Origin of the sequence: Thiohalophilus sp. (genome assembly GCF_031581315.1) — a bacterium.
In the GTDB taxonomy this organism is placed as follows: domain Bacteria; phylum Pseudomonadota; class Gammaproteobacteria; order UBA6429; family Thiohalophilaceae; genus Thiohalophilus.
Window position 1 is genome coordinate 1 of sequence record NZ_JAVLAZ010000023.1, and the last position, 15295, is coordinate 15295.

Annotated in this window: 14 protein-coding genes; 3 read left to right on the top strand and 11 right to left on the bottom strand. The window is 54.1% G+C overall.

Annotation, left to right across the window (positions count from 1 at the left end; all coding sequences use genetic code 11):
• A partial coding sequence (locus RI563_RS04985; protein ID WP_310693251.1) for a porin occupies positions 1 to 612 on the bottom strand: 612 nt, incomplete at its 3' end.
• A 278-nt stretch (positions 613 to 890) separates the two neighbouring features.
• Between RI563_RS04985 and RI563_RS04990 the strand changes: the two genes are divergently transcribed.
• On the top strand, positions 891 to 1940 hold the full coding sequence (locus RI563_RS04990; RefSeq protein ID WP_310693252.1) for a class I fructose-bisphosphate aldolase: 1050 nt from the start codon (positions 891 to 893) through the stop codon (positions 1938 to 1940).
• A 25-nt stretch (positions 1941 to 1965) separates the two neighbouring features.
• Here the strand turns inward: RI563_RS04990 and RI563_RS04995 are convergent, their stop codons facing one another.
• The 4 genes from RI563_RS04995 to RI563_RS05010 all read right to left on the bottom strand — a co-directional run bounded on the left by RI563_RS04995 (position 1966) and on the right by RI563_RS05010 (position 5478).
• A complete protein-coding gene (locus RI563_RS04995; protein WP_310693253.1) occupies positions 1966 to 2436 on the bottom strand; it encodes a hemerythrin domain-containing protein in 471 nt (156 codons plus the stop codon).
• Positions 2437 to 2461: 25 nt separating this feature from the next.
• Positions 2462 to 3736, bottom strand: coding sequence for an NAD(P)/FAD-dependent oxidoreductase (locus tag RI563_RS05000; protein WP_310693254.1), 1275 nt, complete (start codon positions 3734 to 3736; stop codon positions 2462 to 2464).
• Between the two features lie 98 nt (positions 3737 to 3834).
• Entirely contained in the window at positions 3835 to 4464 is a 630-nt protein-coding gene (locus RI563_RS05005; protein ID WP_310693255.1) for a class I SAM-dependent methyltransferase, read from the bottom strand.
• Between the two features lie 138 nt (positions 4465 to 4602).
• Positions 4603 to 5478, bottom strand: a complete 876-nt coding sequence (locus RI563_RS05010) for an ion transporter (RefSeq protein ID WP_310693284.1) — start codon at positions 5476 to 5478, stop codon at positions 4603 to 4605.
• Between the two features lie 203 nt (positions 5479 to 5681).
• On the opposite strand from RI563_RS05010, the gene RI563_RS05015 reads away from it, so the two are divergent.
• Positions 5682 to 6416, top strand: a complete 735-nt coding sequence (locus RI563_RS05015) for a sulfite exporter TauE/SafE family protein (protein WP_310693256.1) — start codon at positions 5682 to 5684, stop codon at positions 6414 to 6416.
• 60 nt (positions 6417 to 6476) lie between these two features.
• On the opposite strand, the gene RI563_RS05020 is transcribed toward RI563_RS05015, so the two are convergent.
• From RI563_RS05020 to RI563_RS05045, 6 genes are all read right to left on the bottom strand, one after another.
• A complete protein-coding gene (locus RI563_RS05020) occupies positions 6477 to 7439 on the bottom strand; it encodes a GGDEF domain-containing protein (RefSeq protein ID WP_310693257.1) in 963 nt (320 codons plus the stop codon).
• 266 nt (positions 7440 to 7705) lie between these two features.
• Entirely contained in the window at positions 7706 to 8479 is a 774-nt protein-coding gene (locus tag RI563_RS05025; RefSeq protein ID WP_310693258.1) for a DUF2189 domain-containing protein, read from the bottom strand.
• Positions 8480 to 8599: 120 nt separating this feature from the next.
• The gene (locus RI563_RS05030; RefSeq protein WP_310693259.1) at positions 8600 to 9460 is read right to left on the bottom strand and encodes a DMT family transporter; all 861 of its coding nucleotides are present in this window, start codon (positions 9458 to 9460) and stop codon (positions 8600 to 8602) included.
• A gap of 321 nt (positions 9461 to 9781) precedes the next feature.
• Positions 9782 to 12727 (bottom strand): GAF domain-containing protein, encoded by a 2946-nt coding sequence (locus RI563_RS05035; protein ID WP_310693260.1) that lies wholly within the window; start codon positions 12725 to 12727, stop codon positions 9782 to 9784.
• Positions 12728 to 12856: 129 nt separating this feature from the next.
• Positions 12857 to 13933, bottom strand: coding sequence for an alkene reductase (locus tag RI563_RS05040; protein ID WP_310693261.1), 1077 nt, complete (start codon positions 13931 to 13933; stop codon positions 12857 to 12859).
• A 56-nt stretch (positions 13934 to 13989) separates the two neighbouring features.
• Entirely contained in the window at positions 13990 to 14547 is a 558-nt protein-coding gene (locus tag RI563_RS05045) for a carboxymuconolactone decarboxylase family protein (RefSeq protein WP_310693262.1), read from the bottom strand.
• A 145-nt stretch (positions 14548 to 14692) separates the two neighbouring features.
• Between RI563_RS05045 and RI563_RS05050 the strand changes: the two genes are divergently transcribed.
• Complete coding sequence (locus RI563_RS05050) at positions 14693 to 15289, top strand: TetR/AcrR family transcriptional regulator (RefSeq protein WP_310693263.1); 597 nt, start codon at positions 14693 to 14695, stop codon at positions 15287 to 15289.
• Positions 15290 to 15295 lie beyond the last annotated feature (6 nt).

The following is a 15295-nucleotide window of genomic DNA, read 5'->3' on the forward strand; positions in this document are numbered from 1 at the left end:
ATCCGCGCTGTAGGTGAGCGATACGCTGATCAGGTCATTGTCGTTATTATCCTGTGCGTTGTTAGGATCGTCAGAATAGGGATCCGCCGAGTACATAGCACGAAATTCCAGCGCATCGAACTGGTTGCTATATAAAACCGCATTCTTTGCCCGATCGTTCAGGTCATTACCATAACCATCGCTATAGGCACCGAGAATGGCACGCCGATCACCAATCGTGTCACTGAACATTCCCCAGCTCGAGCCAAGCGACTTGGATGGCGTGTCATAATGGCCCGCCAGAATCCGGCCGAAGTGCCCCTCCAGTCCCAGGAAACTGTTCCGTGAACCAAATGTGCCGCCGCTTTCGGCAATATCCACATTCTGTTCGTACTGCCAGAGCAGCGTCATGGTCGGCTTGATATCATGCTCACCCTTGAAACCGATGCGGGTCGAGTTGTTCGATACATTGAACTGACTGTCTTCGCCGGCCACATCCGGATCGCTGTAATCGAGCGAGACGTGCGCCTTGCCGTATAGTTCAAGTTTTTTACCAATCAGTTCCACTGCCTGCCCCATTCCGGGCAGGGCAAAAAAGAGGATGGATCCGGCAAGTAAATGCTGTTTTTTCATTCAAAGACTCCTCAGAGCGTTGTGTTTAAACTTTTGCGGCACGAATTGCGAGACAGTTTTGTTCAGTATCATCCGTTAATACTGGTAATCTGAATTCTGATGTCGCACCCTGCTAATTGAAAATGATAATCAATTGTCTCCCTTGTCAATCATGCTGGAGACAATTGCCGCAAATTGACTATGCTTGTAGTTGACGATGAATTTTCACCGCCATCTTAGCGCATTCAATTGTATGTTGTATGCTGTTCGGTACACCAGAAACCATCACGGGGAAGACAATGACCGACATTAGCTCATTACTCGGCAACGAGGCCGACGATCTGCTCCGCCACCGCTGTACTACCCTGCCCGGCAAAGATCTGCATCTACCCGGCCCCGATTACCTGGATCGGGTGGTAGTGCGCAAGAATCGCAAACCGGCGGTGTTACGCAACCTCAACGCCATTTTCCAGCATGGACGCCTGGCCGGCACCGGCTATCTCTCCATCTTGCCAGTGGACCAGGGCGTGGAACATACCGCGGGGGCATCATTTAGCCCCAATCCCGCCTATTTTGATCCGGCCAATCTGTTCGAGCTGGCCATCGAGGGGGGCTGTAACGCCATTGCCTCCACCCTCGGCGTGCTGCAATCAGTCGCCCGGGACTATGCCCACAAAATACCGATGATTCTGAAAATCAATCACAACGAGTTGCTAAGCTATCCCAAATATTATGACCAGACCCTGTTCGCCAGTGTCGACCAGGCCTTTGATATGGGTGCCGTGGCCGTCGGTGCGACTGTCTATTACGGCTCGCCTGAATCCCGTCGCCAGATCATGGAGATCAGCGAGGCATTCGAACATGCCCACTCGCTGGGGCTGGTGACGGTATTGTGGGCCTATTTGCGTAATGATGACTTTAAACAGCAGGACCATGACTATCACACCGCTGCGGATCTGACCGGCCAGGCCAACCATCTGGCAGCCACCATCGATGCCGACATCATCAAACAGAAGCAGGCAACGCTCAACGGCGGTTTTACGGCCATCGGCTTTGGCAAAACCCATCCCGGCATGTATGACACGCTGAGCTCCGAACACCCGATTGATCTGGTTCGCTACCAGGTCGCCAATTGCTATATGGGCCGGGTCGGCATGATCAATTCCGGCGGCGCTTCCGGTGAAAACGATTTGCACCAGGCTGTGCGTACCGCGGTCATCAACAAACGGGCCGGCGGCATGGGATTGATCAGCGGCCGCAAAGCATTTCAGAAACCGATGGCCGAAGGCGTCACATTATTGAATGCCATCCAGGATGTCTATCAGGACAAGGAGATCACCATCGCCTGACCGGTTCTGTCCGGCCAGGCCATTGTCAAATCTCCCAGTTACGACTCACACCCGGTTTGATATTCTCCAATTGCTGAATGATCTTATCGCGATTGCTCAATAAGGGCTCGTCCCCAATGCGCTGGAGAACTTCTTCCTCGTGAGCATTGTGTTCGATCATCGCCTGATACAGCGGCTCCAGTGAGGTTTCGAAGTGATCAAAATTCCGGTTTTTGATCACCTTGGCCAGATCATTCAGCAAGCGTTCCAGATTGTCATGCTCATACATCAGATCTCCGAGATCATCATCCGGGTCTGCGACTTCCTGTTTGAAAAATGGATAGATCACCTCATCTTCCATTTTTATATGCAGTTTAAGATCGTCGATTACACTATTGAACAGCTGCACCGCGGTTTTCCAGTCCTCGGCGCCGGCAGCAAGCTCGCATTGTTTGACGGTCTCCTCGAAACGACGATGATCGTGTACCAGCCAGTTATCGGTGTTATTTTCCGGCATCACTCCTCCTTTTGCGCAAATCCGCCTACTTTTTCAGACGGACGATCCCCATCATCTTCAACGCCATTTTTTCAAACAGCGGTTCGGAAACGCCCCGTTTAATCTTGTACAGGAAATATTTCTCAAAGCCGATCTTGGCCCAGTGAACCCATTTACCTTTTTTGAACCAGGTGACATTACGCGGTGGAATCTGCGGGATCGCCACAAACGCGGCACCGGTATCCCCCAGATCCGCCAGACAGAAGGCGTTCCAGCTACCCTTGGATTCGACCGGTTTATCATCCAGTTCGGCCTGAATATTGTTCACAATCGCGGTCACCATGGACTCGATCATATAACCTGTCTTCGGTGCACCGGTTGGAACCGGGGTCGCTTCGACCGGCGGTATGGCGATACAGACACCGGCTGAAAAAATATTCGGATACCGGGTACTGCGTTGATATTCATCAACTTTCACAAATCCGCGTGGATTACACAGCTCCGGCACATTGGCAACCGCATCGACCCCTTTGAAGGCAGGTAACATCATGGCGTGTTTGAACTCCAGCTCATGCTGCTTCTTGACCTCGCCATCTTCGTTCAGCTCATCGACATACATCTTGCCGTCTTCAACCCGGGTTGTTTTGGCGTTGGTGATCCAGTTGATATGCCGGTTCCGGAATTCATGCTCCAACATGCCTTTGGAATCCCCGACACCACCCAGGCCAAGGTGGCCGATATAGGGCTCACTGGTGACAAAAGTAATCGGTACTTTGTCGCGGATTTTATGTTTCTTCAGGGCCTGATGCAGAATCGCCGCGTATTCATAGGCCGGCCCGAAACAACTGGCGAACGGGGCGGCACCCACGATGACAGGACCGGGATCTTGCAGTAGCTTCTGGAAATCGGCGTACGATTTTTCCGCATGGTCGACTGTACAGACAGACTGGGTATAGCCGCCATCAGGACCGGTTCCTTCCACTTCGTCGAAAGCCAGCTTCGCGCCGGTGGTAATCACCAGGTAGTCGTAATTGACCGTCTCGCCATCCTGGAGCTTGAGAGCATTATTCTCAGCATCGATCTCATCGACCTGCTTGGCAATAAACCCAATCTCTTTTTTCTTCAGATACTGTCCGATCGACACGGTGATCTTCGGCCGGGTTCGCCAGCCGACCGCCAGCCAGGGATTGGAGGGGACAAACTGAAAATAATCCGTCGCATTGACGACGGTAATATCATGCGCCTTGCCCAGCGCCTCGCGCATTTCGTAAGCGGCGGGGACACCGCCAATGCCGGCGCCCAGAATCACAATATGTGCCACAGCGAACCTCCTGATGTGTCTACAATATTTATTAATAGTGGCACAGAAAACCGGAAAATGAATTGACGAAAATCAGTAAAGTCCCAATTCTTACGAATTTATCCGGCTCCGCCCCGATAGACATACAAATAAAAACAGAATTCCTGGGTTTTTCCCGCCGGGGTTCTGTGCCCCTCCTCGCGCGAGCCCAGCAACTCGAATTCCTCGCCGAGGGTCTGATTGAGCATACCGGCGCTGTACCGGCGTACCGGAAGACCGCTACACATCGATGGACCATCGGGCGTAAAGGCACCGATTACCAGGTGGCCGCCCACCTGTAACCCCATGCGTAAAGCCGCAATATACGCCTGACGCTCAGCGTCGCCGGTCAAAAAGTGGAATACCGCCCGATCATGCCAGAGCCGGTATTTGCGCTGCGGCGCATACTCGGTAATGTCAGCCTGGATCCAGTCCACTTTCTCCGCCTGCCGGCCAAGTCGCTGCTGCGCCGCCAGCAGTGCCTGTTCTGCAATATCCAGCACGCTCAGATCCGTATATCCCCCTTCCAGCAGGCAATCGACCAGCGTGGAGGCACCCCCGCCAATATCGATCAAGGGCGCATCGTAGGGACACCCGGTAAGGCGACTCAGCTCCAGCGAGACTTCGGGACGGGGCTGATACCAGCTGACCTCCCGGACATCCTTCTCCCGGTAAACCTGTTCCCAGTGCTGGCGACGCGAAATGGACATGCTGTTTCGATAACCCGGTGTGATAAGGCATTGGCGCAGGCGCTCACCCGCGATGATCCCTTTTGTCGATCATCCGGGAGCATAATGCCTTGATCGGGATCAAATCAGGGAGTTGTGCAGACTGTTGAAAACAACCGGTTACTCGGTTCGGCCGGCATCCGGACTGGTACGCTCGCTGTCCAGAGCGGTGTGCAGGGCCCGGATTTCTTCGCGCAGAGCACGGATCTCCTGTTCAATCGCCCCACCTTCCTGGTGGATGGTATTTTCAATCTCGCCCCGATCCCGGGCATGGTCGGCCTCATGCATGGTCTGCATGGTATCGACAATGATACCGATAAACAGATTCAGCATGGTAAAAGTCGCGATCAGGATAAACGGCACAAAGAACAGCCAGGCATAGGGGTATACCTCCATCACCGGCCGAACGATCCCCATGGACCAGCTCTCCAGGGTCATAATCTGGAACAGGGTATACATCGAGCCCCCGATGGAGCCGAACCACTGGGGGAAGGTATCACCGTACAGCCCGGTCGCCATCACCGCGAAGACATAAAACAGTAACAGCATCAAACCGGCTATCGAGGCGATCCCCGGCACCGCGTGCAACAGCGCTTCAACGATAAAGCGCAGCTTGGGCACCATGGAGATCAGGCGCAGCACACGCAATACGCGTAGCGCGCGCAGTACTGCCAATGGACCACTGGCCGGTATCAGCGCAATGCCCACCACCACAAAGTCGAACACATTCCAGGCCACGCTGAAAAACCGCAAGCGATAGGCGAACAGTTTAATCCCGATTTCCAGCACAAATATGGCCAGAATAACCCGGTCAAACCCGATCAAAAACGGCCCCATATGCGCCATCACCGCATCGGAGGTCTCCAGCCCGAGAATTACCGCATTAATAATTATCAGAATAACGATCGCATGCTGGATACGCCGCGATTCAATCCAGCGCCCGGCGCGGGCACGCAATGAAGCGGGATCCAGATCCCGGAGAATGACATCGACCATGGTATTTACAGACTCGAAGAAGTTTGACTGATACACCAGCCTGCCACCAATGACAGACTACCCCTACCCCGACCCAGTGGCCCGGGGCTGGTAGAGTTTACCAGTTTTTTCCGTCCTCCCGGTAACCCGCAGGCTCATACCCGACAAGCCATGCCCTGTGTAAAGTTAGATACCTTCGTTCGGGGATGATAAACTGCCTCCCCATGTTCCCATCGATCCCTCTCGAACTGCTGCTGACAACCTGCGCCATCCTGCTGACCGCCTATATCTTTCGTGGTATCACCGGCTTCGGTTCCGGGTTGATCGCCATTCCGCTGCTGGCGCTGTTCATGCCGTTGACCTTTGTTGTGCCCTATATCAGTTTTATCGATGTCACTGCATCCCTCGTACATGGCTGGCGTCACCGTCGGCATACGGCATGGCGGGAAGTATTGACAGTCTTGCCATTCACTGTGCTCGGCGTTGTCCTGGCGCTGTATATTCTCAAGAGTCTGGACACTTCGACGCTGGTCCATGCACTGGGTGTATTTGTGTTGTCCTTTGCCGTCTATAGTCTTGTGGGACCAACACTGAAACACCAAATCAGTCACCGCTGGTCTGTTGCCGCGGGCTCGCTGGGCGGGATTGTCGGCACGTTGTTTGGCACCAGTGGACCACTGTATGTGATTTATTATCAGTTACGCGGCCTGCCAAAGAGTATATTTCGTTCCACCATCGCCACGGTATTTCTGATCGAAGGTGGCATCCGTCTCGTTGGCTACGCGGTGGCCGGATTATACAGCCGCGAACACCTGCTCTGGATAGCTGTCTCGTTACCGTTGATGGCACTCGGCTTGTATATCGGTGGCCATATTCACACCACGATCAGCCAGCGTCAGTTTCAGCGTGCCATCGGGCTGTTGCTTATTATAAGTGGTATAGCCCTGCTGGCAAAATAGCGCCGCGCCCGGGTATTGAAAAGATAAACCTTGTCTCGCTCAAGAAACAACCCTCTATTTTTACACTTTTTCCCAGATAACAACGCGATCACGTCCGGCTCTCTTGGCCTCATAGAGCGCCGTATCGACACGACTGAGAACCTGTTCGGCCGTGTCACCTGCTTCTATCCTATACACCCCCAGAGAGACAGCCACCGGCGGAAGCAGGCTGCCGTCATAACTTTCTACTTTATGCTCACGAATATATTGCCGCAGCCTTTGTGCAATTGCTTCGGCATTGTTCTCATTGGTATCCGGCAGAACGAGAATGATTTCTTCACCACCGTAGCGAATTGCGGCATCATTATCCCGCAAGTTATCCCGTACGATGTTTGCCACAGATTGTAAAACGCGATCACCAGCCAGATGCCCGTATTGATCATTAAATTGTTTAAAATGGTCAATATCAAGCATCAGTACACTACAGGAAAAACTACCGGATTCCTGTTGTTCCAGTAACTCGGGCAACTTCTCGTTGAGCCAGTGTCGGTTGCGTAAGCCGGTGAGTGAGTCTGTCTGAGCCTTCTCGGAAAAAATCTTCTGCTTTTGCATGCCCTCGGTAATCAGTTTGTTATCTTCACGCAAGCGCGATGATAGTGCATGCAGGAAGTTGCGTGCTGCAACATGTGAGCGTTCGATCAGTTCCCACCAGGTACTTTCGTTAATTGCCAGCAACTGTACCTGTGTCTGCGTCACGACAGTCGCGGACGGCCGTTTGTGATCGATTACCGACATTTCTCCCAACCAGCCACCCGGCCCTACATGCGCCTGCAGACCGCCCCGCTGGGAATCAAATTGCACCACCAACTGACCGCTCAGAACAATATAAATAGTGTGATTATCTCTTTCAGGGGTGAGCAGGACCTGCTCTTTTTCCAGGGTAAGAAGCTCGCACTGGTGTATCAGCCAGCCCAGATCAGATTGACTAATGCCCTTTAACAGGGATAGTTCCGCCAGCTCGGCAGTGGAAATACTCCAGTCCATTTCTCACCAGTTCGCAATAGCTTGTTGATTTTCTCTACATTTCCCTCCTTGAATGCGTTTCCGTCATATTATTCAAGAATTACTTTTGCACAGAAAGAACCAAAAGTAACTAGGTATTTACCCTGATTTCCTCGTACACTTTCACTCGATGTGAACTACCGCTCAGCATGGAGGATAAACAGCGCTCCGAAATCCGCAGTCAATCCCACTGCCGCTGCTCCAAACCATGCCAGTTTCAAGGTTAAAAACTTTTCCGGTGTATAGTATCAGGCTACAAGCGAACGATAAGCATGCCATGTTGCATGACCCAGTACCGGCATAATGATCAGCAATCCAAGATACAATGTTGCCAAACCAATAGACAGCAAGCCGACAATCAATACGGCCCACAGCACCATAACCAGCTTGTTGTGGTTAACAACCTGAACGCTGGTCGCTACCGCATTGATGACTCCGCTTTGTCGATCCAGCAACATGGGCCATGACACCACGCTGATGACAAATACCAGAATCGCCAGTGCCGCACCAGTCAGGACAAACAGGGCAAACATACCGAGACCTTCCGGGGTGTTGAATAGTTCATCAATCAGGACCGACACGCTCGAGCTGGTCCCGCTTAAATATAATGCGCTCAACAGGGTGGTAAGGCGGATCCAGGCGACCATAACGACAGCGTGAAAGGTAACCAGCAGGGCCATGTCAAATTGTCTTTCCCGAAATGCCAGTAACGATTGCATAAAACTCACAGAAACACCCTGTTCGCGCTGGCGACTGAGGTGATAAAGGCCCAGGGCGAGAAATGGACTAATCAGGAAAAAGCCAGTCACGAAGGTCATGACCAGTATTGGCGATTGCCAGGTCGCCGCCGTCAGGGCATAACCCAGCAGAATAAACACCAGTCCATAGAAACCACTGAATAACGACATACGGCGAAAATCCTGCCAGCCGGCTTCCAGCCAGCGCAGCGGCTCACTGATGTCAACCTGGCGTATCGTGGGTAAATCCAGAGTGTGGTCATCATCAGAGACGGATGATTGCATACCTTCTCTCCTAGTGCGTGTTTGAAAACAGATCATATCTATTCAGGATCATGATATCAGCACATCAACTTTATCGGGTAAAGCCCCACTGCACTGAAAATCATATGCATCGGCCAGACCTCACCGACGTCGCCCTGCCATATAGGTCTCGAACATAGCTGCTGTGACAACAATGACCCCACCCGCTACGGTTGTCATCGCCGGCCACTCGCCCAGCACCCAGGCGGCAAACAGCGTCGCATAGACCACCTGCAGACAGGCCACCAGACTGGCCGTTTTGGCCTTGAAGTGACGCAGACTGAACGCAAAAAGCGTATGTGGCAAGGCAGTAAAAACCACTCCCAGCAATAGCAGCTGCCCCCACTGTACGGCACTGACCTGGGGTATCACCGCTGAACCAAATGGCAATAGCACCACAATCGTGACCAATATCTGGTACAGCAAGGCATGTTTGGCCGGATAGTGATTAAAATACCGACCCTGAATAATATTGCGCAAAGAAAATAACAACGCCGACAAAATTCCCCACATAACACCCTGTGTTGTCGTATCATTCAGATGAAATTCGGGCACCAGCAGATATATTCCGAATACGACTCCCGCCCCGCTGATTACATCTATCCAGTGTGGCCGCTCGCCATGAAACAGCGGCTCCAGAAAAACCGTGATAACCGGAAAGGTATAAAGGGCAATCACGCCAACAGCGATGGATGAAACCTGCATAGCGTGAAAATAGGTAACCCAGTGGCCGGCCAGCAGGACACCCAACAGCAACACAATCACGTAATCCTGGCGGACTCGCAGGCCCAGCGGCTCACCCTGCCAACGCATTACCGCCCACAACGCCAGCACAGCGAACAGGCTGCGCAGCAGGGTTATCTCCAGCGCGGGAAGGTCAATAAGCTTGGAAAAAAGTGCCGTCAAGCCGAACAGAAAAACGGCGGAGTGAACGGCCCACAGGCTTTTATGAGTCGGGGGCATACCGATTCCTGCTATACCAGTTCAATATTTACCGAATTGTTAAGCTAACACAAATCAGCGGACAATAAATCATATCCCCAAAAAGGTTGAGCCAGAATCACACCATGCCTGAATCGAGAACATCCGATAAAGCTAAATAGGTATTTCGAAGATTAATACAGGGAAGCGGGTCTGTTGTGCCTGCCAGGAAACGCTATGAATCTGCACTTGCAGGCTTGATGGCCTATTCCTGCGGTAGACGGCCCATCCGGCGCACCAATCCCGACTAAATTAAATAATCCGGGATCCGCAACGCCGGTTTAATACTTTGCACTTAAAAGTTCAAAGACTCTGTCGATCTCCGGTAGGCAGCTCAAACCCTTTGTCTCTGAAAAGACGTATGCAGGCATCAACCACGTCCGGATCGTACTTGCTTCCGCTTTGCGCATGGATCTCATCCAGTGCCATATCGATTCCCAACGCCGCGCGATAGGGGCGATGCGAGGCAATCGCCTCCACCACGTCGGCAACAGCCAGTATTTTTGATTCGAAAAGAATCTGCTCGTCGCTCAGACCATCCGGATAACCGGAACCGTCCAGGCGTTCATGGTGTTCCCGAATCATCCGGGCAACCGGCCAGGGAAAGGGAATATCCTGGACGATCTCGTAGCCGACGACGGTATGGGCCTTGATAAGCTCGAACTCCATCTCGCTAAGCCGGCCCGGCCGGGTCAGTATCTCCGCCGGAATGTAGATCTTGCCGATATCGTGGATCTGCCCGGCCAGCCTCAGCCCTTCGATGCGATCCGGCTCCAGCCCCAGCTCGGCACCAATCGCGGCCGCCAGCATCGCCACGCGGTACTGGTGCCCGGCGGTATACGGATCCCGTTTCTCGATGGTCAGCGCCATGGCCTCGATGGTGGCATAGAGCATCTCCCGAAGCTTCTTCACTGCCTGTTCGCGATCCGCCTTGGTCCGCAGTGCTTCAATGCCGTAGCCGAGATCACTGGCCAGCTCCTGTAACAGCGCGAACTCTTCTTTATCAAAGGCATCGGGAGTGGATGAGTAGAGCGTCAGCGTGCCCAGCACTGTGTCATCGGTCATGATGGGCAATGCCGCCAGTGACGCATAACCATGTTCCAGTGCCGCATCTCGCCAGGGGCCGAAATTCTCGTCACTGGCCACATCCCGAACCGCAACCGGCTTCGCCTGTCGGATGGCTTGTCCGACTGGCCCCTGACCACGCGGTGCCTCTTCCCAGCTCGCCGCTACCCGATCCACATACCCGGCGTCGTAGCCGGCGCGGGCTACCGGACGCACGCTTTTATTCTCATCACTTTGTGCATAGCCCACCCAGGCCAGGCGGTAATCACCCAGCTCGACAATGATTCGACAGATCTCGTCCAGCAACTGCTGCTCATCCTCGGTCCGCACCAGTGCCTCGTTACAGGCACTGAGCGTTCTCAGGGCACGGTTGGTACGTTGCAATACCATTTCGGTGTGCCGCAGTTCAGTCACATCCTGAACCGTGCCGACCATCCGCACCGGTTCGCTCTTTTCATTGCGAAACAATTGTGCCTGCTCATGCACGATACGTTCGGTGCCATCCGGTCGCAGGATGCGATGATCGAGGCTGTAGGGTTCATCGTTGTCCAGGGCGCTGTCGACGGCGTTCATCACCGATTGACGATCCTCTGGATGAATACGCTCCAGAAAGGCCTCGTAGGTCGCCTCGAATTCCTGCGTCTCAAGCCCGAAGATGCAATAGATCTCGTCCGACCACCACAACGTTCCCCGGGCAATATCCCAGTCCCAGTTTCCCAGCTGGGCAATACGCTGAGCGTTCTCAAGGCTCTCCCGGGTGGCTTGCAACGCCAGTTCCGCCCGTTTGTGCCCGGTAACATCGATCAGGGTAAATACCAGTCCCTCGACCTTGCCGGCGTCGTTCTTGATCGGCTGTAATCGCCAGTCCCAGTAGGTCATCCCCCACTCCGGGTGCTCGGGGTATTCAAAAGGTTTTGCCGATGCGATATAGGGTTCACCCGTTTCGACGACCTGACGGAAGATCGCTTCGTTCTCCGCGTTCGGGTAGAGGTCAAAATGGTTTTTACCGGGGAAGAAATCAGGTGTCTTCTCATCGCCCCGGGCATACAACTCGTTGACCCGTATGAAGTTGAACTTGGCATCGAGGTAAGCGACCTTGATATCGATGGCCTCGAACATGGTCTCGAGCAGTTGATTTTTGCTCTTTAGCTGTTGTTCATAGCGGGTGCGGCGGATAGCCGTAGCGAGAAGATAGGCGACACTCTGCACGAAAATGACTTCGTCGTCGCTGAATATTCTTGCGTTACGGGCTAGAACTTCCAATACACCAAAAGGCGCCTCAGCAGCGGGAATAGGCACCCCGATACCGCTGACCACCTCATGCCCGGCGAGTAAAGCTGTATCCTGAAAACGGGTATCGGCGCGCAGGTCTTCGACATTCACCGGTTCCTGCAAGTGCAGGACATGGGCCGCCAGTACATCGTTGTCAACGGGTATCGTCACCGACGCAGACTCCCCGCCCGCCGCGGCACACAGGCACAGCGCCTCATCCGAAGGCAACCGTTCCAGCACCCGGCAATCTTCAACCACCAGGGCATCGGCAACCGCTTTGACGGCCTGCTGCATCAGATCATCGAGATCGGTACGTTCCAGAGCATGGTCGCCCAGCGCAACCAGGGCAGCCTGGCGCCGATCCCGGGCCTCCAGGGTTTCACGAGCCCGCTCGGCCGCGGTCACATTTTCCAGAACATGCACGGAAAAACGATACTCATCATCCCGGCCGGAGACCACAAAACCCCTGGAACGGTAGATATCGCCTTCGGCGGTGGTAAACAGTTCGTTGCTGACACCCCCCGATTCCTGCGCGCTGGCACAACCCGACAAGGGCCCATCGCGTGTCGGAAAAACTTCCCAGTACACCCGACCGACAAGCTCCTCCAGTTCATACCCGGCACAATCAACATAGGCCCGGTTTGCATGCAGTATCCGATAATCGCGATCGTGGAAGAACATGGGATCGGGCACCGCATCGAACGCCTGGATCCACTCCATCTGGATCGACTCGCAATCCTCAAAGGCCCTTTCCAGCTCGGCAAGGATCGCATGTGGAACAGCGGACCCGTCCCCGGCGGGTAATGAAGATGACGCGGGCGCGTTCTCTTCCAGCCATTGGCGCAGACGGGCTATTTTGGTGTAATCAGTCCCGGACTTCTTCTCGCGGGAAACGGGTTGATCCCGGCTCACAAACTGCCCCTTTTATCGCCTGACAAGAAACCTTGTCTGCTCAAGGGTAAAATGACGGGCACCTCGTGTCCAGATACAATCATGCAGGGCACGTTAACGGCGCAATGGCCGTATCAGATACCCCGCATTTTATGTTTCACCGTAGAAGGGGTAATCGGTATAGCCTTTTTCATCGCCGCCATAAAATGTCGACGGGTCCGGTTCATTTAACGGCAGATCCTCCTTCAGGCGACGCACCAGATCCGGGTTGGCCAGGAATGGCACGCCAAAGGCGATCAAATCCGCATCGCCGTTTTCTATTGCTGTCTTCGCCCGCGCCCTGTCATAACCGTTATTGGCCATGTAAGGACCGTTGAATTGATCGCGCAGCGCCCGGTAATCCACCGTGCGGCTCTGGTTTATCATGTCACCTTCAAGCAGGTGCAGATAGGACAGACCGCGTGAGTTCAACTGGTTGATAAAATAACTGAAATGACCTTGCGGATCCGAGTCGACCATGTCATTGAAGCTGTTCTCCGGTGTCAACCGCACCCCGACCCGGTTTGCCGGCCACACCGCACACACGGCATCCAGTATCTCGTTTAACAGTCGCATGCGGTTCTCGACACTCCCGCCATACTGATCCTCACGCTGGTTGGTACCGTCACGCAGGAACTGGTCGATGAGATAGCCGTTGGCGCCATGCACCTCGATACCATCGAACCCGGCCTGTTTGGCCATCTCTGCGGCATGCTCATACTGGGCGACAATCCCCGGAATCTCGTCGGTCTCCAGCGCGCGTGGTTCGATAAATGGCTTGAGGCCTTCATAGGTAAACGCTTCCCCCTCGGGACGAATCGCCGACGGGGCCACCGGCGTGGCATTGTCCGGTAACAGATTTGGATGGGAGATGCGTCCGCAGTACCATAACTGGATGAAAATCCGGCTACCGGCTTCATGCACGGCATCGACGATACGGCGCCAGCCTTCAACCTGCGCCTCGCTGTGAATGCCTGGCGTGGCCGGATAACCCACGCCCTCGGGGGAGACTTGCGAGGCCTCGGTAATGATCAAGCCCGCCCCGGCGCGTTGTTGATAATAGGTCACCGCCAGAGGGTTGGGTACATTGTCCTCAATGGCGCGGTTGCGGGTCATTGGCGCCATGACAACACGATTGCTCAGGGTCAGATCACCGATTTTCGTCGGTTCAAACAAAGTGGCAGGCATTCAGTTACTCCTTGTCAGTTCAGGGAATTGCGTATGATTCGTCGCCATCGTCGAATTTACTTGTCGGGATGTTCCCAGGCAAATTCACTCATCGCCTCATCGAGCGGTGTTTGCGCAATGTGATTGAAGTAATTGCTCAGGGTTTTGATCCCGACGGCCAGTATGACATCGCCCACGTGTTTCATCTCGAAACCGGCATCCAGAAACTCTCGAATGTCCGCCTCACTCAGCCAGCCACGCTTGTCCACCATTTTGGCGGTAAAGCTGCGCAGGGCTTCGAGTTTGGGATCGTCAATGGGTCGATCCTCACGCAGTGCTGCAATCGCATCCGCCGGGACCTTCGCCATATCGGCAAGCATGGAGTGGGCGGAGACACAGTAATCGCAGCCGTTATAGCGACTGACCGCCAGCAGAGCAACCTGCTGCTCCTGGGGTGTCAGATGACTGTTGGCATACAGTCCGGAGAGTGTGAGATATCCCTCGGCCAGCGCCGGCGAATTGACCATGCCGCTGATCAGGTTGGGAACAAAGCCAAACGCTTCTTTGGCCTGCAGCATGGACGGGTGGGCCGCTTGTGGCGCGGAATTTTCATCATGAAAAGTAAACTGAGTCATGGGGCCTCCTGGCTGATTTTGAGTGGCTATTCAACATTGACCCAGTATGACAATACTTGAATGATTGTTCAAGTATTGCTATTATCCTTTAAATAGCCTGAAAATGAATCGTTGCGTGTTTAACCCAGATTAGTGAGACAGAATAATGCCACGTCCCATCGAATTCGATCGCGATGAAGCCCTGCGCCGCGCCATGGGTGTTTTCTGGCGCCAGGGCTATCACGCCACTTCGGTCAAGGATCTGACCGCCGCGACTCACCTGCAACCGGGCAGTCTCTACGGTACTTTTCAGAACAAACGGGCGCTGTTTATCGCCGCGCTGGATGCTTACTTCAGTGGTATCCGCGAGCGGATCCAGTCCTGCCTGCACAGTGACGATCCGCCGCTGCAACGCTTGCGCGCTTTTTTCGATATGCTGATCGAGGAGATGGTGTGCGACCCGGACAATAAAGGTTGTTTGCTGGTCAACACGTTGCTTGAAACACCGGCCGAGGATACGGAGATCAACCGGCGTGTGAGTGACATGTTTGCCAAGGTAGAAACCGAATTTGCGCGCGTATTGCAGGAGGCACAATCCCGTGGCGACCTGGATCCCAACCGGGATCCGCAGGCACTGGCACGCCTGTTGATTGCCGGCATCTACGGACTGCGCGTCTATCACAAGACCCGCCCCGATGCGCCACAGCTGCACGAAATCATCGACAACCTGTTTTTCGCCCTGGGTGGCCCGACCCGACATTGAGCCAGG

What these genes read in the sequence shown, in the direction of transcription:
- RI563_RS04990 (WP_310693252.1), top strand. Translation starts at nt 891, where the DNA reads ATGACCGACATTAGCTCATTACTCGGCAACGAGGCCGACGATCTGCTC.
- RI563_RS04995 (WP_310693253.1), bottom strand. Translation starts at nt 2,436, where the DNA reads ATGCCGGAAAATAACACCGATAACTGGCTGGTACACGATCATCGTCGT.
- RI563_RS05005 (WP_310693255.1), bottom strand. Translation starts at nt 4,464, where the DNA reads ATGTCCATTTCGCGTCGCCAGCACTGGGAACAGGTTTACCGGGAGAAG.
- RI563_RS05010 (WP_310693284.1), bottom strand. Translation starts at nt 5,478, where the DNA reads ATGGTCGATGTCATTCTCCGGGATCTGGATCCCGCTTCATTGCGTGCC.
- RI563_RS05015 (WP_310693256.1), top strand. Translation starts at nt 5,682, where the DNA reads ATGTTCCCATCGATCCCTCTCGAACTGCTGCTGACAACCTGCGCCATC.
- RI563_RS05020 (WP_310693257.1), bottom strand. Translation starts at nt 7,439, where the DNA reads ATGGACTGGAGTATTTCCACTGCCGAGCTGGCGGAACTATCCCTGTTA.
- RI563_RS05025 (WP_310693258.1), bottom strand. Translation starts at nt 8,479, where the DNA reads ATGCAATCATCCGTCTCTGATGATGACCACACTCTGGATTTACCCACG.
- RI563_RS05030 (WP_310693259.1), bottom strand. Translation starts at nt 9,460, where the DNA reads ATGCCCCCGACTCATAAAAGCCTGTGGGCCGTTCACTCCGCCGTTTTT.
- RI563_RS05040 (WP_310693261.1), bottom strand. Translation starts at nt 13,933, where the DNA reads ATGCCTGCCACTTTGTTTGAACCGACGAAAATCGGTGATCTGACCCTG.
- RI563_RS05045 (WP_310693262.1), bottom strand. Translation starts at nt 14,547, where the DNA reads ATGACTCAGTTTACTTTTCATGATGAAAATTCCGCGCCACAAGCGGCC.
- RI563_RS05050 (WP_310693263.1), top strand. Translation starts at nt 14,693, where the DNA reads ATGCCACGTCCCATCGAATTCGATCGCGATGAAGCCCTGCGCCGCGCC.